This window comes from Raineya sp., from assembly GCF_053497555.1.
Genome location: NZ_JBRCWE010000023.1, coordinates 14,351 through 38,140, shown reverse-complemented (window position 1 = coordinate 38,140; position 23,790 = coordinate 14,351). Strand labels below are relative to the sequence as shown.

General features: G+C 39.4%; 16 protein-coding genes and 1 tRNA gene. 10 read left to right on the top strand and 7 right to left on the bottom strand.

Going from position 1 to position 23,790, the window contains the following annotated elements; translation table 11 throughout:
• From ACWITO_RS02740 to ACWITO_RS02710, 7 genes are all read left to right on the top strand, one after another.
• Entirely contained in the window at positions 1–1,251 is a 1,251-nt protein-coding gene (locus ACWITO_RS02740; protein WP_448528477.1) for an ABC transporter permease, read from the top strand.
• A gap of 14 nt (positions 1,252–1,265) precedes the next feature.
• Positions 1,266–1,937: an ABC transporter ATP-binding protein gene (locus tag ACWITO_RS02735; protein WP_448528476.1), complete on the top strand. Its 672-nt coding sequence runs from the start codon at positions 1,266–1,268 to the stop codon at positions 1,935–1,937.
• A 49-nt stretch (positions 1,938–1,986) separates the two neighbouring features.
• Positions 1,987–3,357, top strand: a complete 1,371-nt coding sequence (locus ACWITO_RS02730; protein WP_448528475.1) for a TolC family protein — start codon at positions 1,987–1,989, stop codon at positions 3,355–3,357.
• 105 nt (positions 3,358–3,462) lie between these two features.
• On the top strand, positions 3,463–4,572 hold the full coding sequence (locus tag ACWITO_RS02725) for an efflux RND transporter periplasmic adaptor subunit (RefSeq protein ID WP_448528474.1): 1,110 nt from the start codon (positions 3,463–3,465) through the stop codon (positions 4,570–4,572).
• A gap of 36 nt (positions 4,573–4,608) precedes the next feature.
• Entirely contained in the window at positions 4,609–8,091 is a 3,483-nt protein-coding gene (locus ACWITO_RS02720; RefSeq protein WP_448528473.1) for an efflux RND transporter permease subunit, read from the top strand.
• Positions 8,092–8,187: 96 nt separating this feature from the next.
• Entirely contained in the window at positions 8,188–9,228 is a 1,041-nt protein-coding gene (gene thiL / locus ACWITO_RS02715; protein ID WP_448528472.1) for a thiamine-phosphate kinase, read from the top strand.
• Positions 9,229–9,700: 472 nt separating this feature from the next.
• Complete coding sequence (locus tag ACWITO_RS02710) at positions 9,701–11,995, top strand: M1 family aminopeptidase (protein ID WP_448528471.1); 2,295 nt, start codon at positions 9,701–9,703, stop codon at positions 11,993–11,995.
• A gap of 11 nt (positions 11,996–12,006) precedes the next feature.
• On the opposite strand, the gene priA is transcribed toward ACWITO_RS02710, so the two are convergent.
• Entirely contained in the window at positions 12,007–14,508 is a 2,502-nt protein-coding gene (gene priA / locus ACWITO_RS02705; RefSeq protein ID WP_448528470.1) for a replication restart helicase PriA, read from the bottom strand.
• Between the two features lie 146 nt (positions 14,509–14,654).
• Here priA and ACWITO_RS02700 point away from each other — a divergent pair, with 146 nt between their 5' ends.
• Positions 14,655–15,359: a hypothetical protein gene (locus ACWITO_RS02700; RefSeq protein WP_448528469.1), complete on the top strand. Its 705-nt coding sequence runs from the start codon at positions 14,655–14,657 to the stop codon at positions 15,357–15,359.
• Positions 15,360–15,605: 246 nt separating this feature from the next.
• Positions 15,606–17,996 (top strand): tetratricopeptide repeat protein, encoded by a 2,391-nt coding sequence (locus ACWITO_RS02695; RefSeq protein WP_448528468.1) that lies wholly within the window; start codon positions 15,606–15,608, stop codon positions 17,994–17,996.
• Here the strand turns inward: ACWITO_RS02695 and ACWITO_RS02690 are convergent.
• The 6 genes from ACWITO_RS02690 to ACWITO_RS02665 form a co-directional block, all read right to left on the bottom strand.
• Positions 17,991–18,923: a bifunctional riboflavin kinase/FAD synthetase gene (locus ACWITO_RS02690; protein WP_448528467.1), complete on the bottom strand. Its 933-nt coding sequence runs from the start codon at positions 18,921–18,923 to the stop codon at positions 17,991–17,993. The two genes, ACWITO_RS02695 and ACWITO_RS02690, sit on opposite strands and share 6 nt — an antisense overlap.
• A gap of 15 nt (positions 18,924–18,938) precedes the next feature.
• On the bottom strand, positions 18,939–20,723 hold the full coding sequence (lepA, locus tag ACWITO_RS02685) for a translation elongation factor 4 (RefSeq protein WP_448528466.1): 1,785 nt from the start codon (positions 20,721–20,723) through the stop codon (positions 18,939–18,941).
• Positions 20,724–20,791: 68 nt separating this feature from the next.
• A complete protein-coding gene (locus tag ACWITO_RS02680) occupies positions 20,792–21,508 on the bottom strand; it encodes a tetratricopeptide repeat protein (RefSeq protein WP_448528465.1) in 717 nt (238 codons plus the stop codon).
• An 8-nt stretch (positions 21,509–21,516) separates the two neighbouring features.
• Positions 21,517–21,873, bottom strand: coding sequence for a HepT-like ribonuclease domain-containing protein (locus ACWITO_RS02675; protein WP_448528464.1), 357 nt, complete (start codon positions 21,871–21,873; stop codon positions 21,517–21,519).
• The gene (locus tag ACWITO_RS02670; RefSeq protein WP_448528463.1) at positions 21,860–22,144 is read right to left on the bottom strand and encodes a nucleotidyltransferase family protein; all 285 of its coding nucleotides are present in this window, start codon (positions 22,142–22,144) and stop codon (positions 21,860–21,862) included. The genes ACWITO_RS02675 and ACWITO_RS02670 overlap by 14 nt, the downstream gene beginning before the upstream one ends.
• A gap of 74 nt (positions 22,145–22,218) precedes the next feature.
• Entirely contained in the window at positions 22,219–23,550 is a 1,332-nt protein-coding gene (locus tag ACWITO_RS02665; protein ID WP_448528462.1) for a 4Fe-4S dicluster domain-containing protein, read from the bottom strand.
• Positions 23,551–23,652: 102 nt separating this feature from the next.
• Here ACWITO_RS02665 and ACWITO_RS02660 point away from each other — a divergent pair.
• Positions 23,653–23,725, top strand: a tRNA-Phe gene (locus tag ACWITO_RS02660).
• The last annotated feature ends 65 nt before the right edge of the window (positions 23,726–23,790 follow it).

Below are 23,790 nucleotides of genomic sequence, written 5' to 3'. Positions count from 1 at the left end.
ATGCTACTACTTTTTGAAATAGCCAAAACGCAAATGCTTTCTCGCCTCAAACAGAGCATTATTGCTACTTTGGGCGTTACTTTCGGGATTGGTATGTTTATCCTGATGATTAGCTTTATGACAGGCGTAAATACGCTTTTGGAAGAAACGATGCTTTCGGCTACGCCTCATATACGTATCTACAACGATATTGGCGTGCAAAAAACCTCCGTACTACACGAGTGGAAGCAAGGCAAACAATTTGTGAATGTAGTGCATCATATCAAGCCCAAACAAGAGAAGAAAAACCTCAAAAATGGCTTTACGATAGTTGAGGACATCAGAAAAGATGAACAGGTCTTGGGCGTATCGCCACAAGTGAGTACACAGGTATTTTACAATTACGGGGCTATACAGATAGGCGGAAGTGTGGTAGGGGTTAATATTTTTGAGGAAAATAAGCTCTTTGACCTTGTAAACAAAATGCAAGCAGGACGAATAGAAGATTTACTTACCTCTAATGACGGAATTCTGATGGGTGTGGGTTTGGCTCGCAAACTCAATATGCACGTTGGCGATAAAGTTACCGTTTCCACCCCAGACGGCACACTCAAAGTATTGCAAGTAAGGGGCATTTTCAAATATGGTATCGGGGCGATAGACGACACCAGAAGCTATGCCAATATTTCTACCGTACAGAAAATGCTCAAAGAAGATACTCGCTACATTACCGACATCAATTTGAAGCTAAAAGATTATTACCAAGCCAAAAAAATTGCCCAAGAATATCAAAAACGCTATAACTACAAAATTGAAGACTGGGAAACAGCCAATGCTACCATTTTAGTCAGTTTCACACTTCGCAATATCATCACCTATGTAACTTCTATTACACTGCTTGTAGTGGCTGGCTTTGGCATTTACAACATCTTGAATATGACCATTTACGAAAAAATGCGTGATATAGCCATTTTGAAGGCACAAGGCTTTGCCGAAAAAGATGTTTTAGGAATTTTTATGATACAGGCTCTTACGATAGGCGTTTTGGGGGCTTTATCGGGCTTACTGATTGGGTTTTTGCTTTCTTGGTGGGTTTCTACCATTCCTTTTGATAGCGGCGGATTTCTGGCAACAGATACTTTCCCTGTCAATTTCAAAGCCTTTCATTATGCCATAGGCATTGTGTTCGGTGTGCTTACTACAACTTTTGCAGGTTATTTCCCTGCCCGCAAAGCAGGAAAAATAGACCCCGTTGAGATTTTGAGAGGTTAAAAAATACTACACTTATGGAACTTGCTCTAAAAGCCGAAAATATCATCAAATATTTCTACGAACCCGTAGAGTTTCAGGCTCTCAAAGGTTTGAGTGTTGAAGTAAAAAAAGGCGAATTTGTGTCTTTAATAGGTAAATCGGGAAGTGGTAAATCTACCCTTTTGTATGTACTTTCCACAATGGATACCGACTATGAAGGCAATTTGGAAATCAATGGTGAACCTTTGACAGGTAAAAACTCAAACGAACTAGCTCGTTTTCGTAACGAACATATTGGTTTTGTGTTTCAGTTTCATTATTTACTGCCCGAGTTTAGCGTTTTGCATAATGTAATGCTTCCTGCACTCAAATTGGGGCGTTATCAGCGAAGCGAAATTGAAGATAGAGCCTACGAAAAGCTCAAACTCTTGGGCATTGCCGAGCAAGCCTCTAAAAAAGCCTCACGACTTTCAGGAGGGCAGCAGCAACGTGTCGCTATTGCTCGGGCTCTTATCAACGACCCTGCTGTCATTATGGGTGATGAGCCTACGGGCAACTTAGACTCCAAAAATACGCAAATTGTCTTTGATATTTTCAGAGAACTAACTTCGCAATTTCATCAAACCATTATTGCCGTAACCCACGATGACGAATTTGCCCGCAACTCTGATAGAATTATTGAATTGAAAGACGGATTGATTGTTTAGCTATTATTCTAAACACTTACAAACCTATACGATACCAAAATAAACGCTTATGAAAAGATTATTTTTGCCTTTTGGATTTTTAGGATTACTCTGGTGGCAAAGTGCTTTTGCCCAAGAAAAAAGAACAATGACTTTGGAGCAGTGCATAGAATATGCCTACCAAAATACTGCCCTAATGCAAAAATCGGTGCTTGATGAGCAAATTGCACAAGCTCAAAATCAAGAATATTTGGGCATAGGTTTGCCCCAAATCAATGGCTCGGCTCAGCTTCTCTACAACTTTGAACTAAGACCTGCTTTCTTGCCCGCTTTCTTTCTGGCACAAGGAAGCGGCTCGCCCCCCGACCCCGATGCAGAGTTTGTAGCCGTCAGAGGTATTTTTGCCCCTCGCTATCAAGGTGATGCGGGTATTACTATCAGCCAACTCATTTTCAATGGCTCGTATTTTGTAGGCTTGCAGGCGGCTAAAAAGAACAAAGAACTCAGCAAACAAACCTCAAAAGCCAATAAAGTTACCACTGCCGAAAACGTTAGCAAAGCCTATTATTCTCTGCTTGTCGCCAAAGAGCGTGCCAGGCTCATTGATGCCAACATTGCCCGTATGGATAGCCTCATTAAAGATGTCAAGGCTCTCAATAAGCAAGGGTTTGCCGAAAACATTGAAGTTACTCGCTTGGAAGTTACTGCCAACAACCTAAAAGCCGAAAAAATGAAAGTTGAACGCCTCATTGAATTGAGCAAAGAACTGCTCAAATTGCAGATGGGTATGCCTGTACAAGAGGAACTTGAAGTAGCTGGCTCTATACGCGACTATCAGTTGGAGCAAATCCCTGATAGCGAGGTAAAAGCTGAATATCAGAACAGAGCCGAATATCAAATCCTTGAAACCGCTATAACTTTGAACAAACTCAATCTCAAAAACAAACAAATCGGAGCGTATCCGAGTCTGGTGGCTATCGGACAAATGGGCTATGCCACAGGAGCAAGGTATTTTTCCAATATCGGCGATTTTTCCAATCGTTGGCTTGGCTATGGCACCGTGGGCTTGCAGTTGAGTGTGCCGCTTTTCAATGGTATGCAACGCAAGTACCAAGTTCAGCAGGCTCGTCTTGAAATCTTGAAATTGGAGCAAGACAAGCAAAACCTTCAAAAAGCCATTGATTTCCAAACCCGACAGGCTCAAATTACCCTCAAAAATGCCCTCACTACTTTGGAAGCCCAAAAACGCAATATGGAACTTGCCAAAGAAGTTTTGAGAGTTTCGCAAATCAAATACAAGCAAGGAGTGGGAAGCAGTGTGGAAATTATCAATGCCGAAACTGCTTACAAAGAAGCTGAAACCAACTATTTCGCCGCTTTGTACGATGCCCTTATCGCAAAAGTAGATTTGGATAAGGCTATTGGCAAACTTGGAAAATAAGTTTGCCCAAGAGGCTCAAAGAATTTGAGAGTTTCAGGGTTCAAGCGTTCAAACTTCAACCATTACACAATAAAAATTTTGAAATTTAGCCAAAACCATAAAAATATGAAAATCGCTCAATACTTTGTAATCGCTACTCTGCTGGTAGCTTGCAATACAGGCAAAAGAGATAAAAAAGCTGAATTAGAGGCTTTGAAAACGCAAAAACAAGAAATTGAGGCAAAAATTGCTCAATTAGAAAAAGAGCTTGGCACAAATACCAAAATAATGAAAGCCAAGAATGTAGTAGTAACAGCACTGCAAACTTCTAATTTTGCCAACTACATTGAAATTCAGGGACGTCTGGAAACGGATAGAATTGTAAATGTGAGTGCCCAAACGCCCGGCGTTGTAAAAGGTGTATATGTACGCAGAGGCGATTTTGTTGCGGCAGGGCAAGTGGTAGCGGATATTGATGGCAGTCTGATACTCAAAAATATGCAACCCCTCAAAGCCCAAATTGAGCTTGCACGTACCGTATATGAAAAACAAAAAGCTCTTTGGGAACAAAAAGTAGGTACAGAAGTAGCTTATCTACAAGCAAAAACCAACTTGGAAAGTTTAGAGCAACAACTTGCCACTCTGCAAGAGCAATACAGCAAAACACGTGTAGTGGCTTCAATGGCAGGAGTAGTAGAAGATGTGATGATGAAAGTAGGTGAAATGGCAAGTCCGGGGATGCCGGGCATCAAAATCGTTAATTCTGCCGAATTGCGAGCCGTTGCCGAAGTACCCGAAGCGTACAGCGGGCAAATCAGGCAAGGAGCAGAGGTAGAAGTACATATCCCCGATTTGAAAAAAAATGTAAAAGGTAGAGTAGTTTTCATTGCCCAAACTATTAACAACATTTCTCGCAGTTTTCGTGTGGAGGTTGCCATTCCTTTCGATAAAGATTTCAAACCCAATATGATTGCCACTTTGAAAGTAGAAAATTATGCTAAAAACTCGGCGATTGTAGTGCCTATCAATGTAGTGCAGAATGCTTTGGAAGGCTCGTATATTATGGTAGCCGTTGAAGAAAACGGACAAAAAATAGCCCGCAGACGCAAAGTAGAAGTAGGACAAATCTACAATCGCTCTGCGGAAATTTTAAGCGGCTTGCAGGCAGGTGATAAAATCATTACCACAGGCTATCAGGATTTGAACGACGGCGATTTAATCAGCTATAAAATGTAATTGAAGTTTTCAGGATTTTTGAAAAGTTTTTCAAATATGAACCACAAAATCAAAGAATTTTTTGCTTCCAGTTGGGCGATAGATAACAAAACCGTCATTTATGCCATTACCATTTTTTTGGTAATTGCAGGTTTGTACTCTTACGAGAAAATTCCCAAAGAGCAATTTCCCGATATTGTTGTGCCTACGATTTACGTACAGAATACGTACATAGGTGCTTCGCCCAAAGATATGGAAAACTTGGTTACCAAACCTATTGAAGATGAGCTGAAGTCTGTCAAAGACATCAAAAAAGTAACTTCCAATTCCGTAGAAAGTTTCTCGTCTATTATCGTTGAGTTTGGCACCAATGTAAGCGTAGCAGAAGCCAAACAACGTGTAAAAGACGCCGTAGATAAGGCAAAACCCAAACTGCCTAATAGCTCGCTTCGCAAAGAGCCTGTTATTCAAGAAATTGATTTCTCGGAGTTTCCGATAATGTATGTGAATATTTCAGGAGATTTTGGCTTGGATAGGCTCAAAAAATATGCAGAAGTTTTGGAGGAAAAAATTGAAGGTTTCCCCGAAATTCGCCGTGTGGATATTATTGGTGCATTGGATAGAGAAATCCAAATCAATGTGGATAAGTATAAAATGGAAGCGGCAACCATTTCTTTTGGCGATATTGAGCGGGCTTTAAGTTCTGAAAATGTTACCATTCCCGGAGGTACTATCCAAATTGACGGCGTAAGGCGTTCGGTAAATATTTCAGGGGAGTTCAAAGACGTAGAAACTATCAAAAATTTAGTTGTAGGAAGCGGCTTGGGCGGAAACATTTATCTCAAAGATATTGCCGAAGTAAAAGATGGCTTCAAGGAGCAAGAAAGTTTTGCCCGAATGAATGGCAAGCCTGTGGTAACATTAAGCGTAATTAAGAAAGGAGGCGAAAACCTGATTTCTGCCGCAGATAAAATCAAAGAACTAGTGGCTCAAATGCAATCTGAAAACAAATTGCCTGCCGCTTTGGCAGTAGATTTCACAGGCGACCAATCTAAAAATACACGCGTTACATTGCACGACCTCATCAATACCATTATCATTGGATTTATTTTGGTTACCGTGATTTTGATGTTTTTTATGGGGGTAACCAATGCTATTTTTGTGGCTCTTTCTGTACCGCTTTCCGTAGCTTTGGCATTTCTCATTTTCCCTACCATTGGCTTTACATTGAACTTTATTGTACTTTTCGCCTTTCTATTGGCTTTGGGAGTGGTAGTTGATGACGCTATCGTAGTGATAGAAAACACTCACCGCATTTTTGATAACGGCAAAGTGCCTATCAAAACCGCCGCCAAAGCCGCCGCAGGCGAAGTATTTGTACCCGTACTCGCAGGAACAGCCACTACCTTAGCCCCTTTTGTACCGCTTGCTTTCTGGCCTGGCATTGTAGGTAAATTTATGTACTTTTTGCCTGTAACTCTCATTGTTACACTCGTAGCTTCGCTGATTGTGGCATACATTATTAACCCTGTATTTGCAGTGGATTTTATGAAGCCACATCATCATCATTCCGAAGGCAAAAAAGGAACTTTCTATGAGCGTAACAAAGGTACTATTTGGGTAGGAGTGATTTTCTTGCTTTTGGGAACTATTTTCCACCTTGCAGGCTCAAAGGGCTTGGGCAACTTTACTTTCACAATGTTTGTCTTGTTTCTTTTGAGTAAATATGTGTTGAGTAAAATTATTTTTGCTTTCCAAAACAAACTTTGGCCCAAAGTCCAGAATGCTTACAAAAATCTGGTATCTTGGACATTGCAAGGCAAGCGTCCTGCTTGGATTATGGTAGGAGCTGTTTTCTTGTTTATTTTCAGTTTCATTGCTGTAGGTTTGCGTAAGCCAGCAGTAGAGTTTTTCCCACAAGCCGAACCGAATTTTATTTATGTTTATACTACGCTTCCTATTGGTACAGACCAAACCTACACCGATTCGGTAATGAAAGTTTTGGAAAAGCGAGTAAATAAGGTACTCTTCCCCAACAACCAACCTAACCCAATGGTAACTTCTGTAATTACGAATGTTACCATTGGGGCAAGCGAAGACCAAAACGACCGTAGCCCACAACCTCACAAAGGAAAAATACAAATTGCTTTTGTAGAATTTGCGAAACGCAATGGGCAATCTACTTGGGAGTATATGGATAAAATTCGCAAAGAAATAGAAAGCATAGAACTGCCCCATACCGTTAAGATTGCCGTAGAAAAAGAACGCAACGGACCGCCTACAGGAAAGCCCATAGCCGTAGAAATTACAGGCGAAGATTTAGACGAACTCATTATGGTTGGCGATTCTTTGCAGAATTTTTTGGAAAATCAGCAAATTGCAGGCGTTGAAAAACTGCAATCCGATATTCAAAAAAATAAGCCCCAATTACGTGTAGTCATTGATAGAGAAAGAGCCTTGCGTGAGGGCATTTATACAGGACAAATTGGTAGCGAAATTAGCACCGCTATTTTAGGAAAAGAAGTATCCAAGTTCAAAGAAGGCGAAGACGAATACCCGATTATGCTTCGCTACAACAAAGAACAACGCGATAACCTCGCCGCCCTTATCAATCATAAAGTTACTTTCCGAGATATGGCAAAAGGTGGCGTTTTGAGGCAAGTTCCTATTTCAGCAGTTGCCGATTTGAAATACGACAACACTTTTGGAGGTATCAAGCGTAAAAACAATAAAAAAATCATCACACTCTCTTCCAATATTTTGGCAGGTTACAATCCCGCCGCAGTAGTGCAGGAAGTAGAAAAGCAAATTGCTGTTTTCAAAGATAAATACAACTTACCTGAAAGCATTAGTATCCGTATGGGTGGGGAGCAAGAGCAACAGAAAGAAACACAAGGCTTCCTTGGACTGGCTCTCGTGATTTCAGTGGCAATTATTGTTACCATTCTGCTTTTGCAATTCAACTCCTCTTCACGAGTGCTAATCATCTTGGCTCAAATAATGTTTAGCATTATAGGCGTATTTTTGGGCATTGCCATTACAGGAATGAAAGTTTCTATTGTAATGACTGGCGTGGGCATTGTTTCCTTGGCAGGTATAGCTGTAAAAAATGGTATCTTGCTGATTGAATTTACCGATTTGCTTCGCAAAAGGGGTTACTCGCTCCGAGAGGCTATCATTGAAGCAGGTAAAGAACGTATGACCCCCGTACTAATGACCGCCGCTTCTACCATTTTAGGACTTATTCCACTTGCCATTGGCTTTAATATTGACTTTGCTACGCTTTTTGCCGAAGGCAATCCGAATATTTATTTAGGAGGCGATAGCGTAGCCTTTTGGGGTCCGCTTGCTTGGACAATGATTTACGGACTAACTTTTGCCACCATTCTTACTTTGGTGCTTGTTCCGCTGATGTACTGGATTGCCCAAAATTGGAAAATGCGTTTGCAAAAACTTTTCGGCAAAAAAGAAATAGAAACCTCTCTTGCAAGCAATGGCTCTTTGCACAAAGAAGAAACAGAAGTAGAAGCAGTAAGATAAAATTTTCATTTTTTCTACTAATTTTGCTTGCGAAAATATGGGGGCTTCGCTTTTCGGCGAAGTCCTCTTTTTGAAAAACTTACATCTTTTTTCCTAATGAAACGCACTGAAATCAGCACGCTTGGAGAATTTGGTTTGATAAAAGTTCTTACCGAAAAAACAAAACACTTCCACCCACAAACTATCAGAGGCATAGGTGATGACGCCTCTGTATGGGATATAGGAGAAAAATATTTAGTTTGCTCTACCGATTTGCTCGTAGAAGGCATACACTTTGATTTGACCTATATGCCGCTGAAGCATTTGGGCTACAAAGCCATAGCTGTTAATATTTCAGATATTGCCGCTATGAACGCCCGCCCTACCCAAGTGCTGGTTTCTTTGGCAGTGAGCAATCGTTTTTCGGTAGAGGCTCTGCAAGAAATTTACGAGGGCATACATACTGCTTGCCAAAACTACAAAGTAGATTTGGTGGGGGGCGATACCACTGCCTCACGAAGCGGACTTTTCATTTCAGTAGTGGCTTTGGGAGAGGTAGAAAAAGAAAAAATCACTTATCGCAATACAGCTCGCAAAGGCGATATTATTTGCGTTACAGGCGATTTGGGAGGAGCCTATATGGGTTTGCAGGTTTTGGAGCGTGAAAAGCAGGTATTTTTAGCCAATCCCGAGATGCAACCCCAATTAGAAGGCAGAGATTATGTAGTACGCAGGCAACTTCGCCCCGAAGCTCGTACCGATATTGTATATGAATTTACCGATTTAGGTTTAGTACCTACGGCAATGATTGATATTTCTGATGGTTTAGCTTCGGAGGTGCTACATCTGTGCAAGCAATCGGGGTTGGGAGCTATGATTTACGAAGACAAACTGCCCATTGCCCAAGAAACCTACGATACAGCCATCAACGATTTTAATATTTCGCCCATTACTGCCGCCCTGAATGGCGGAGAAGATTACGAATTGCTTTTCAGCATCAGGCAAGAAGATTATGAGAAAATCAAACTACACCCCGAAATTAGCACTATTGGCTATTTTACCGAACCCGAAAAAGACGTTCAGTTAGTTTTGCGTTCTGGAAGTTTGGTAAAAATACAAGCACAAGGCTGGCAACATTTTCAAGAAAAAAAACAATAAAAGTTACACGTGTTTTTTGCAATTTTGAATAAAATCGCTATTTTTTTTAAGTTCTAAAAAATGAGCATTTTACAAAAAAGAATAGCCCAAAAATTGCATAATTTTAATGCTTGAAAATAATTTTTCACGAAATAAAGTTCATTTTCAAGCCAAAAAATACAATTTTTGGACTGATAAACTGAAAAAAAAGAAAAGATTTTTTTGCAAATACGTAAAATTTACCTAACTTTGTAACGGAAATAAAGTTTGAGATTTAAGCTCTACTGAAATGCCCGGAAGTTTCTTGCGGGCTTTTCGTTTTTTTATAGGGGAAAGTGGAAATAAAGTTTCTTTCCCATAAAGCTCTACTGAAACGCTACATTTCGCAACAGAAAGGATACCCTTCTATTTGTATTACGCAAGAATTTTCAAAAGGTTACATAAAAAGTAAAAAAAATTTTGTAACTTGGGCAAAAATCTTTGTAAAACGCTTATGAAACAACTTTTTACTTTTCTTTTTGGACTTGTTTTCATTTTCACTGCCCAAGCCCAAAATCTGGAAGAACCTTGCTTGAAGCATAATCATTTAGCTCGCTTGCAAAATGAAAGGCTAAACTTTTCGCAAGACCTCTACAACAAAATGTTGCTTTACGATGTGAAGCAATACCACTTAAACCTCAACGTAGAAACCAATACTACTTTTATTTCGGGCAATGTACGTTTTTTTGCACAAGCCAATGCCGATATTACTACTTTTGCCTTTGAGTTGCACCCCAACTATACGATTAGCTCGGTAGTTGTCAAAAATATTACGCATACAGGTACCGCTATTTCACGTACCAATAACGAAATACGAGTAAATTTGATAAGTGCCATCAATGAAGGGGAGTTTTTTGAGGCAATCATCTATTACAGCGGCAATGGTCCCGTAGATAATAGCAACCCTGATGCAGGTTTTTGCCAAAGAACCGCCTCTAATGGCAAAAAATATACTTACACAATGAGCCAACCCTATGGCACTGCCGACTGGATGCCCGTCAAGCAAATTCTTGCCGATAAAGCCGATTCCGTAAAAGTTTATATTACCACCTCTGCCACCAACCGAGTAGGCTCACAAGGGCTACTCAAACAAGTGGTAAATGTAGGCGGTGGAAAATTGCGTTATGAGTGGGAAAGCAAATATCCTATTGCCTACTACCTAATTTCTTTTGCTGTGGGCGAATATGCCGATTACGTTGTAAATGCAAATTTTAACGCCAAAACCATTCCTATTATCAATTATCTTTACGATAGTGCCTCTATCACCGCTAACCAAACCAACTTGAACCAAACGAAAGCTACCCTTGAAAAGTTTTCCGAACTATTTGGCGAATACCCTTTTGCCGATGAAAAATATGGACATTGCCAAGTTCCACACAATTTCTATCTGGAAAACCAAACAATGTCTTCTATGATGGGCTTTCCGAATACTGTTATCGCCCACGAACTTGCTCACCAGTGGTTTGGAGATGCCCTCACGCTGTTTTCTTTCAGTGAAATAGGACTTACCGAAGGTTTTGCTACTTATTCCGAATATTTGTATCGTGAGCATTTTGTAAGTCTTTCTTCTGCTCAGAATACCTACAACAATTGGCGAAACAACGTAATGAGCCAACCCGGAGGCAGTGTGTATCTGACCGATTCGCTCAATACTACGGCAATGTTTGATAGCCGACTTATCTACCAAAAAGGAGCTTGTCTGATACATATGATTCGCTATCTCGTAAATAATGACGCTCTCTTTTGGCAAGCAGTATCTACTTTTACCAATACCTACAAACATCAAAACGTCAATTACAATCTTTTTGCAGGAGTAGTGCAAAGCGTAACAGGAGTAAATCTCACACAAGATTTTCTACCTCAATGGTTCAGAGGCGAAGGGTATCCTACTTACAAAATTACTTGGAACTGGAAAGATGGCTACTTTCATCTCATTTCGGAGCAAAGCACTTCCAAACCTTCGGTTACACCTTTTTTCAAGATGCCTTTTGAACTTGCTATCACCGACATCAATGGCAATACTACTATTGTGCGATTTGCCCAAAATGCGAATTTTCAGAAACATAAAATTCCTTTTGCTACGCAAGTTGCAAGCATCAGTTTTGACCCTCGCATATTTTTAGTTGCTAAAAGCACCCTTTCCTACGACAACACCCTGATTGTTGAAGATACTCCCCCCCAAATTATAGAGCTTCGCCCTGCTCATTTAGCCAATCAGGTAGCTGTGGATAGCCCACTGGAAATAACATTTGATGAGAATATTTTTGCAGGTTCGGGAAAAATTTGGATAAAAAATGCCGAAAACAACGCCATTTTTCACGAATTTGAAATGGGCGGTGCAGGAGTAAATATTAGCGGTAGGAAACTGCGTTTCAAAACACCTCAAAACTTTGAACCTGCTCAAAGTTATTTTGTAGAAATGGAAAATGGAGCTATCCGAGATAGAATGATGAACTTTTTTACAGGTTTTTCGGGACAAAATACTTGGAAATTCACCACCTTTGACCCCATAAACCATTTACAACCCAACCAGGAGTTTTTGTTATACCCCAACCCTGTTGAAAATACGCTCAATGTGCGTTCAGGTGTCCCTGTTGAGAAGATTTTACTTTACAACCAATTAGGGCAAGCAATTTTGGAAGCTACCCAAACCAATAGCATTTGGGTTGGTGATTTGCCCAAAGGCATTTATGTTGTAAAAGTGATACTTGCCAATGGTGAAACAAACATACAAAAAGTGAGCAAATAGAAAAGACCTAATCAAATAGGATCCACATCTATTACCACTTGTACGCTTTTGAAACGCTTATCCAGCATTACTTTTTGGCATTGTTGGGCGATAAAACTCTTGACAGCCTTCAAATTGATTTTCTCACGTTCCAATTTGATAAGAATGTGCTTGATATACTGATTGCGAACCCTATCAATCAGCGGGGCTTCGGGTCCTAAGACACGAGGTTTGCCAAGTTGCTCACGCAATAGCTCGGCAAGATATAGGGCGGCATCTCGGGCAAAATCTTTTTCTCTATGTTTTACTGCAATCCGAATAAGCCTTGAAAAAGGCGGATAATGGTATTTTTCCCGCTCTAAAATTTCTTCCTCATAAAACTTTTCGTAGTCGTTGATTTTTATTTTTTGCAAAGTCGGGTTTTCGGGGTTGTTGGTTTGCACAATTACTTTGCCCTGTGTTTCTCTTCTTCCTGCCCTACCGCTCACCTGTGTAAGCAACTGAAAAGCACGCTCTTGGGAGCGGAAATCTGCAAAATACAAAAGCCTATCGGTATCAAAAATGCCCACAAGGCTGACCTTATCAAAGTCTAATCCTTTGCTTACCATTTGCGTACCTACAAGCACATCAATTTGTCCTGCTTCAAACTCTTGTATAAGGTTCTGATAAGCATTTTTTTGGCGAGTAGTGTCCAAATCCATTCTACGCACACGTATTTGGGGCAAAAGTAACTTCAAATCATCTTCTAATTTTTCAGTACCATAGCCCACACTTTTTACTTTGGTAGAGCCACAAGCAAAACAAGTTTGCGGAGTAGCCATCTTGAAGCCGCAGTAATGGCAACGCAATTCGCCTGCGTGCTGATGATACACCAAACTTACATTACAGTTGGAGCATTTGGGTATCCAGCCGCAATCTATACAATTCAGATAAGGTGAATATCCCCTACGATTTTGGAACAAAATGACTTGCTCTTGTTTTTGAATAGTTTCTTGGATATGTTGCAGAAGTGGCTCGGAGTAGTTTTGTCTGATTTTTTTTTGCTTACGTTGCTCTTTCATATCCACAAGCTCAATTTCGGGCATTTGAGCATTGCCAAAGCGTTTGCGTAAAGCAACAAAGCCATATTTACCTATTTGAGCGTTGTAATAGGTTTCAATAGCAGGAGTAGCCGAACCCAAAAGCACTTTGGCGTGTTGCAGATGGGCAATCATTACCGCTACATCGCGGGCGTGATAGCGAGGTGCGGGTTCTTGCTGTTTGTACGAAGGTTCGTGTTCTTCATCAACAATAATTAAGCCCAAATTATCAAAAGGCAAAAACACCGCAGACCTCACCCCTACCACAAAAGAAAACTTCTGCTGAACTACTCCTTTCCAAACTTCTACCCTTTCGTTATCGGAAAATTTGGAATGATATACCCCCATTTTATCACCAAAAATTTTTCGCAAACGGGCTACAATTTGGGTAGTAAGAGCTATTTCAGGCAGAAGGTACAAGACCTGCGAGCCTGACTCCAACACCTTTTGAATTAAATCAATGTATATTTCTGTTTTTCCGCTACCTGTAATGCCGTGCAATAGTACAGTATCTTTTTCGGCAAATAAGTCCATAATTTTATCTACAACCTCACTTTGCTCGGCGGTGAGTTTTAGCTCATAGCTATCGGCAGGCTGAATATCGGCAAATCGGGAAACAATTACTTCAAATTCTTCAAATACTCCATTTTTGATGAGTGTTTCCAAAGAGGAATTGGAAATATGAGGATTAGAGCGAAAAATAGACTTTTCCAAGCCATTTTCGTTGAGTGTCCAATCTCTGAACACAGGCACATTTCGCAAGTACAGAAGTAAAACATCTAACTGCTTACTTTCTTTTTGCTCCAAATGTTTGAAAAGTTTTTCAAGGTCAGCTTTATCTAAATAATCTCTCGTAAGACGTACTTTTTTCACCTTTTTAGGTTGGTAGCGTTCTTTTACTTCCTCGTATACAATGATGAGTTCCTTCTGCGAAAGCGATTTGATGATATGATAAATATTTTTGAGTTCTAAAAATACAGCGGCTTCGTTGTAAGAAAGTGTTTTCTTTTCTTTAAGCAATTGGAGTAATTTTTCTTCTTTTTCAGAAAGTTCTAAATTTTCCCAAGTAGTATTAGGGTTAAGCTCAATCATTGATTGGCTCGTGATTTTCATTCCCGAAGGCAAAGCAACATTTAGTACCTCGCCAATACTGCAAAGGTAGTAGTCTGCCAACCACTGAAAAAGCTCTATTTGTTTGAACGTAACGATAGGCTCGGTATCCAACAATTCCAGAATATATTTGGCTTGATAGTGCTGGGGCGGCGTTTGGTGCAATTTGGCAATAACGGCTGTCAGCACTTTTTTATTCCCAAACTGAACAATTACTCTCGCCCCTACCTGTACGATTTCGTTGAGTTCAAGAGGGATACGATAGGTAAAAAGTTTGGGTATAGGCAAAGGCAGAATGACATCTGCAAAAAGTGTGATTCTTTCGGCGGGTGTGCTTTCAAACATTGTAGGCTTTTTGAGCAAAGATAGAAAAATTTACTAGTAAAACACATTCGGCAAGATGATTGAAAAATTAAACAAAATTTAACACGCTTTTATGAAACTTTTGCAAAAGTTTTACGTAGTATAAATAGAACCAAACCTTAAAAAATATGCAAAAAACAATCTTTTCCGTTGCTTTTTTCTTGTTTGCAACAATCTGTGCCTTTGCTCAAACAGAGCGAGAAGTTAGCATTACACAATGGTCTGCCAAAGAGGAAGATGGCTATGTAAAGGTATTTGGCGAGGTCAAAAATACTTATTCCAACGCCTTGGGCTTTGTCAAAATTGAAATTGAGTATTACGACAAAGCAGGCAAACCTCTTGGTGTAGATAGATTCACGGCTCGCGATGCGGGTACTATGGCAAAAGATGAAACTTCTGCCGAGCTTGAAGTTATTTTGCCCGGCGAAACTTCACCTTTCCAAAGAATCAGAGATGTAAGTAAAATCAAAGGACAATTTGGCTCTTGTAAAATTAAAGCCTCTGGTTTGCTTTTCAAAGAAAACGTACCTTTTGCCGCAACACTTTCTAATCTAAGCATCAGCCCACAAGGCAAAAACTTTGCTATCAAAGGTACTTACAAAGCCACAGGAAAAGAAGCCTGTAAAAACCCCGCAGTCATAATTGTAGGATACGATAAAGCAGGAAAAGTAGTACAAGTAGATAAATATAATTTCACCGTAGGTAACGACAGATATAATTTTGTAAAGTCGCTTGCCATAGGTGAAAGCTACAATTTCTCTACTAATTTCAATAACATTTCAGGCAACGTAAGCCAAGTAAAAGTACTACCCTTTTTTAGCGGCTATTTTTAGAAATTTCAGGATAGGGAGTTCAAGAGTCTGAAACCTTCCTGCTTCCTTATTACAAATTAAAGCTAAACAATTACATTTTTTCAGTATCCCCCTTTCGGGGGATTTTTTTATTGGCAAAAACTTTCTAAATTTATAGCAAGATTGCAGGGGTATCAGGGGTAGTTAAATATTTACAGCAAAATTCTGTTTTTTAGTGTAAAAGTTCAAACTCATTGCGTATCATTCAAAATTCCAGACTTTATCCAAATGCGTTATTGGCTTCTGATATTATTTTTGAAAAATGCTTATCTGCTTGTAGCCCAGAATGATATTGCCTTGCTTATACAAAAAACCGCTCAGATACGCCCCGATAGCAACTTAGTGAAAGTATATCATAATATCGGTGAAATTTACCTTGACGAAAAGAAACTAAGCGACTCTGCCACTTTTTATTTTCAGAAAAGTCTTGATTTGGCTCGTAAAATTAAGTTTTTGTCTGGCGAAGCCCGTAGTTTTGAGCTTTTAGCCCTTAGCCAAGAATCGCAAGGCAAATATGCAAAAGCCTTAGAGTTTTACAACCAATCTGCGATTTTATATGCCAAAACAGGTAATAAAAAAGCTCAAGCCATTTCGCTCAATATGGCTGGCATAATGTGTGATTATCTTGGGCGATTTGATGAAGCCTTGCAATATTTGTTTCAAGCCGCCAAAATCAAAGAGGAAATCAATAACCTATTAGGGCTTTCTAATACCTACAACGATATTGGCATTATTTACGAACAACTCAAAGAAGGTAACAAAGCCATTGAATACTATCAGAAAGCTCTGGAAATATTAGAGAAAAATGGAGGTAAGCCCAACGCTATCGCCAATATTTACAACAATATCGGTGTTGTACTTTACGACCAAAACAAATATGACGATGCTCTGCAATATTTTCAAAAATCTTTGGCAATCCGAGAAAAAATTAGTAGCCCTAATATCAGAAGTTCTCTTTTCAATATCGCTAATATTTATTATGCTAAAAAGAATTTTACAGACGCCCTGAATTTGTATGAAAAAGCCTTGGAAATGGCAAAAGAACAGAAAAGAAACGCAGATATAAGCCAGTACAATTTAGCCATAGGATTCACACAAATAGGTCTTGGAGATTACGAAAATGCCCGCAAACATATTCAGGAAGGGTTAGGGATTGCCCAAAAATTTGAGTTTAAACTCAACGAAATAGAGGCTTACGAAGCATTGGTCAAATTAGATTCGGCTCAAAAAAACTATGAAAGTGCTTTTTTCAATGCTCGCAAGGTTGCCAAATTGGAAGCCGAAGTCTATAAAAAAGAAAAATCGGAGCAGATAGCACGCTACCAAACACTTTACGAGTCGGAGCGTAAGGAAAATGAAAATCGCCTGCTCAGGCAAACGCAGACCGTACAGCAGACAGAAAACCGCCTTCTGCGTGCTGAAAGTGAAAGAAAAGCTATGGAAAATGAATTGCTTCGTCAAGAGCAGGAAATGAAGGTATTAGAAAATAAACGCCTCACAGAACTGCAAAATTTTACCAAAAAAGAAAATTTGCTTCTTAAAGAATCAGAAAAACTGAAAGCCGCAGAAAATGAAAAATTGCGTATCCAGAACGAAAGAGACAAACAAAGATTGCATCTGCAAGTCATTATTTCTATTAGCTCTATTGTGCTTATTGTGCTTTTTTCTGCCCTTCTTTTGGCTTTGTTTTATGCCCACAGGAAAAAAATTATAGCTTACAGACTTTTGCAAGAAGTAAATCAGGAAGTAAGCCTGCAAAGAGAAGAGATTTTGGCACAAGCCGAAACACTCAGAGAATACAATGAGCAAATGAAATTGCAAAATTTAGAACTTTCGCAAGCCTATGCACACATTCGCGATAGTATTTTGTATGCCGAAAGATTACAAAATGCTGTAATTTCTGAAGAAAAAGACCTTGCAGAGCTTGTAAGTGAATGTTTTGTTATCAACTTGCCTCGTGATATTATTTCAGGAGATTTTCTATGGACTGCCCAATACCAGCAATATAAATGGATAGCCGTAGCAGATTGTACAGGGCACGGCGTTCCCGGCTCTATGATGACCTTCTTGGGGATTTCTGCTCTCAATCAGATTGTTATGGAAAGAAAAATCTTTGAGCCTGCTCAAATTCTCAACGAATTGGATAAATTTATTATTCGGTTTCTCAATAAATCGGGCAAAGAAAAAGGAAATATCCCCCAAAGCGATGGAATGGATATTTCACTCATTTGTATAGATACCGAAAAGCAAGTTTTACAATTTTCAGGAGCAAAAAACCCCCTCTATATCTGTCAGAATGGTAGCCTGCAAGTTATTCCTGCGGGTATGTTTTCTTTGGGCTTTAATATTTTTCAGGAAAGCAAACATTTTACCCAATACGAAACCTCATTACCCCAAAAGACCACTTTATATCTTTGTACCGATGGCTTTCAAGACCAATTTGGAGGCAATGCAGAAAAGCCCAAAAAGTTTATGAACAAAAATCTCAAAGAAACCTTTATGCTAGTGGCAGAACTTCCGTTACAGGAACAGAAAAAAGAATTACTCAAAAAATTTAGAGAGTGGAAAGGTAATTTTTCCCAAACCGATGATGTACTTGTAGTAGGAATACGACTATAAGGCTTTGTTTTGCAAAGCCACGAGAGCCGCTAACTTATCTTGTGCAAGTTGTGCTTGCAAAGCCTCTAAACTTTCAAAATGCTTATCTTCTCGCAGAAAATCAACAAATTCCAAAGTAATATTTTTGCCATAAATATCCTCGTTGAAGTCAAAAATATTCACTTCTATACGTAATTCAGGGGCTTTCTGAATGGCAGGACGCTTGCCAATATAAAGCATACCACCATAACGTTGGCTATCTATTTCTACCCAAACGGCATAAATGCCTTCTGCAGGTATAAGTTTGTAATTTTCAGATACTTGTATATTTGCCGTAGGATAGCCTATGGTTCTACCGATTTTATCGCCTTCTATTACCTTTCCCGAAAGCGTATAGTACCTGCCCAAGTATTTGGTAGCTGTGCTAATATCTTTACTGCAAAGAGCCTTTCGGATTTTAGTAGAGCTGATAGTGATTTCATCAATGAGTTTAGCTTCAATTTCCAGCAAATCAAAGGGATAACGTTCTGCATTGGCTTTGAGAAAATCTATGTTGCCTTTGCGGTCTTTGCCAAAGTGGTGGTCGTAGCCGAGAATAAGTTTTTGAGCCTGTGTAGTTTGGATATAAATTTTTTCAACGAACTCTTCGGCAGAAAGATTTGCCAATTTTTCATCAAATTTCAGTACCAGCAGATAATCAATACCTGTCTGGGCGATAAGTTCAATTCGCTCTTGAAGCGTATTGAGCAATTTTACTTCTTGCCCAAAAAACATTCTTGGGTGTGGGAAAAAAGTAACCACAACGCTTTGCCCATTATGCAAGCGAGCCGTTTCTACTACTTTTTGCAAAATACTTTGATGCCCCAAATGTACGCCATCAAAAGTGCCACTACTCACTATGGCAAAAGGTAATACAGGAAACTCGTGAGCCTCGTAAAAGGTTTGCATAGAGGTACAAATAGATTACTCCAATTTCAACACTGCCATAAAGGCTTCTTGGGGAACTTCTACGGTACCAATCTGACGCATACGTTTTTTCCCTTTCTTTTGTTTTTCCAAAAGTTTGCGTTTGCGAGTAATATCGCCACCATAACACTTGGCAAGTACATTTTTACGAAGAGCTTTCACGGTTTCACGAGCTATCACTTTTTGCCCAATAGCGGCTTGAATAGCTATTTCAAATTGTTGGCGAGGAAGCAGGTCTTTCAGTTTTTCACACAAACGTTTGCCCCACTCATAGGCTTTTTTGCGATGCACAATCGCCGAAAGGGCATCAACGGTATCACCATTGAGCATAATATCCAATTTCACCATATCCGATTCACGCCAGCCCGCCAGTTCATAATCCAAAGAAGCATACCCTCTGGAAATTGTTTTGAGCTTATCAAAGAAATCAAATACAATTTCGGCAAGAGGCATTTCAAAAGAAAGCTCTACCCTATCGGTAGTCAGATACACCTGATTTTTGATTACACCACGCTTTTCCATACAAAGCGTAATGATAGGACCCACATACTCGGCTTTTGTAATAATTTGCACTTTTACAAAAGGCTCCTCAATGTAATCAATATGCACAGGGTCAGGCATATCGGAAGGGGCTTGAATGAGTTTTTCTTCACCTTTATTGGTATAAACCTTGAATTGCACCGAAGGCACGGTTGTGATAACCGTCATATCAAACTCACGCTCCAAGCGTTCTTGCACAATTTCTAAATGCAACATTCCCAAAAAGCCACAACGAAAACCAAAACCCAAAGCCGCAGAGGTTTCAGGCTCCCACACCAACGAAGCATCATTGAGTTGCAATTTTTCCATTGCCTCGCGTAAATCTTCAAACTCAGAAGTTTCCACAGGATAGATACCTGCAAAAACCATTGGCTTTACATCTTCAAAGCCTTTGATAGCCTCCGCAGGGTTCTGAACGTGTGTAATGGTATCCCCTACTTTTACCTCACGAGCCTGCTTAATGCCTGAAATCAGATAACCTACATCACCACATTCTACTTGCTCACGAGGCTCTTTTTGCAGTTTCAAAACCCCCACTTCATCAGCAATATATTCTTTGCCTGTGGCAACAAATTTTACTTTATCGCCTTTGCGAATAGTGCCATTTTTTACACGGAAAATAACCTCTATACCACGAAAAGAATTAAAAACTGAGTCAAAAATAAGAGCTTGCAGTTTTCCATTGGGGTCGCCTTGTGGGGGCGGAACGCGTGTAACAACGGCTTTCAAAATTTCATCAATACCAATACCTTCTTTGGCAGAAGCCCTAATAATGTCCTCACGCTTACAGCCAATCAATTCTATAATTTGGTCGGAAACTTCTTCGGGCATCGCTCCGGGCAAATCAATTTTATTCAATACGGGAATGATAGTCAAATCATTACCAATGGCAAGATACAAGTTAGAAATTGTTTGAGCCTCTACCCCTTGCGAGGCATCCACTACAAGCAAAGCCCCTTCGCAAGCGGCAATAGAACGCGAAACTTCATAAGAAAAATCCACGTGTCCGGGCGTATCTATAAGGTTGAGCGTGTAAGTTTCACCTTCATAGGCATATTTCATCTGAATTGCGTGGCTTTTGATAGTAATCCCCCTTTCCCGCTCCAAATCCATATCATCAAGCACTTGGTCTTGCATTTGGCGTTTATCTATGGTGCCTGTCCATTCCAGCAGTCTATCGGCAAGGGTACTTTTGCCGTGGTCAATATGAGCAATAATACAGAAATTACGAATATTTTTCATCTTGGTAAGCAAATTGTTTGCAAAATTAGCAAATTCTAACAAAAAGAATGAAAATTGAAGCCAATTGTTTAGGGTTGGGTACAAAAAATTTGATACAACTGAATAGCTTCGGCATTATTCATTGCTTTGGCTTTTTGAAGTTTTTGGCAAGCCTTTTCTTTTTGGTTCAGACGCAAATAGCTTTGAGCCAAATTCACATAAGCCTTTTGAAAGGTAGTATCCAAATTGATAGCGGTTTCAAAGCAGAGGGCGGCTTCTTGAATATGTTCGGGGTTTTGAGAGAAAAATAAGAGATTACCCAAGTTGAACCAAGCCAGTTTGTTATCTTTTTGCAGACCAACCGCCTTACGAAAATCAGCGAGGGCTTGGGCAGTATCTTGCAGGTTATAGTACGAAACTCCTCTATTTAAGTACAAATCTGCCACTTCGACATTTCTCTGAATGGCTTTATGATAATGCTGTAATGCCTCTGTGAACTTTTTTTGCACCCTGTATAATTCGGCAAGATTGTAATAAGGCTTGTAGTTAGAGCTATCCAAACGAATAGCCTGTTCATAATCTAAACGAGCATCATTATATTTACCAAGTTCAAAAAGAGCTACTCCCCGAGCATTGAAGGCTTCCGCATTTTTGGCATTTTTATCAATAGCTTTATTTAGCAATAAAATGGCTTCTTCGTATTTTTGTTTTTGCAAAAGGAGACGTGCCTCTTGGGTAAGTTCTTGGGACGATTTCCCACAAGCAAAAAACAAAAAAGCAAGCAAAACAAAGGATATAAGTTTCATAAAAGTTTTTACTCTGATTGAAGTTCGCTCAAAATTTCTTGTATATCTCTTTCAAATTTTGGTAAATCAAATTGAATAATTTCCCAAATGGTTTCTTTTTCAATGCTGAAATACTGATGAGCAATAATATTTCTCAAAGCAATAATTTCTCTCCAAGCTATATGATTGTATTTATCACGCAATTCTTTGGTTATTCTATTTGAGGCTTCACCGACTACTTCCAACTGACGCAAACAAGCGTTCAATATCATAGAATTAATACTAAATTCTTCAAAATCAATTCCCCTAACATAGTTTTTTATTTCAGAAATAGCCTGTAAAATGTGTTCTATCCTTACTTTATCTCCTAAACTACTTTCTTTCATAGATTAAAACTTTTTGCTTTTCAATATAAGGACGAAGTTTAGGAGAAAGACCTTGTAGCGATAGCAAATCAACTTCTTTTTGTGTAATTTCTTTAAGTTTGAGCCACATACTTACAAATTTTAAGCCAATTGGCTCGCTATGGTCTAATTCTACAAGAATATCTACATCACTATTTGAATTTGCTGTTTTATCGGAGTAAGAACCAAATAGCCAAGCCCTCAAAACAGGCTGAGTAGCCAGATACTCTCGTATTTCTTGCAAGGGTAGCATAAAAATTGCTTTTGATATTCCAACATAAAAGTTAAAAAGTGAGAGATTTATCCGAAACCTCTCAACTTGTTTTTTTATACATTCACCTTATTTGCCCATTCAAACCTATCAGCAGGGGAAAATTTCCAAGGAGCCATATTGTTTTCCAAATTGGCAAACATTGCATTCCAAGAAGCAGGTGTTGAGGCTTCTTCCATTGTGATAAAACGGCGAATATCTACAATAATGGAAAGCGGGTCTATATTAACAGGGCAAGCTTCTACACAGGCATTACAAGTATTGCAAGCCATAATTTCTTCTTTGGTGATGTAGTCGCCGTAAAGCGATTTGCCGTCATTAAGAGCCTCTTCAATGGTTTTGCCTTTTGCCAAACTTTTGCCAATTTCCTCCAAGCGGTCGCGGGTGTCCATCATAATTTTACGTGGCGAAAGCAATTTCCCCGTCTGATTGGCAGGGCATTGCGAAGTACAACGCCCACACTCGGTACACGAATAGGCATCAAGTAGTTGTTTCCAAGTTAGGTCATTGACATCTTTTGCTCCAAAGCGTGCAATTTGCGTAGCGGGTACATCATTCTGATTGATAAGCCCCAAAGCGATTTTTACTTCATTGGTAATGGCAGGCATATTTTCTATTTTACCTTTGGGGTTGAGGTTTGAAAAATAGGTGTTAGGAAAAGCCAAAAGAATATGCAAATGCTTGGAATACGTTACATACAAAGCAAATCCTAAAATGCCAAGAATATGAAGCCACCAAGCGGTGCGTTCAAGAACAATGAGCGAACTTAGATTCATATTTTCAAAAAGGGGCATAAGATACTGACTAAATGCGAAGCTACCTACTTTTTCGTAATGCTCGGCACCTTTGTTTTGCAGAACGCTATCCGTAGCATTCATAGTCAGAAAGAGCAACATCAAGATAATTTCAAAGGTCAGAATAAGATTGGCATCTGTACGAGGCCACTTGGTCATTTCTCTTTGCCAAAAGCGTTTGATTTTCAAAACATTACGGCGAGCCAAAAATGCTACACACACTACAATTACGCCTACTGCCAAAAACTCAAAGCTATTGATAAGCAGAGCGTACAATTCTTTGCCAATAATGGGGGCAAAAAGTCGGTGCGTTCCAAGTATTCCATCTAAAATAATTTCAAGTAGTTCAAGATTGATAATAACGAAACCTACATAAATAATAAAGTGCATTAGCCCTACAAGCGGTTTTTGGAACATTTTACCTTGTCCAAAGGCTATGAGAAGCATTGTTTTCCAACGTTGCGAAGGGTTATCAGAACGATTAGTGCTTTTACCAAGCAAGATAGTTTTTCGGATAAGGTTGGCTCTTTGAAATATAAAATAGCCCGCTACAGCCACGCAGGCAACAAAAAGAATTTGCAACAAGTAGCTCATAATGAGTATTTTTACAAGTTTTAAGAAAAAAATTTTAGGATTTTTTTTGCAAATATAGTTTTTTGCTCTAATTTTGCAACACTTTTTTGAAAGGAAATGTTTGGTGCGGTAGCTCAGTTGGTAGAGCAAAGGACTGAAAATCCTTGTGTCGGCGGTTCGATTCCGCCCCACACCACAAAACAACAAAAATGCTTGATAATTTAGCTTATCAAGCATTTCTTTTTTTGCAGAATTTTTATT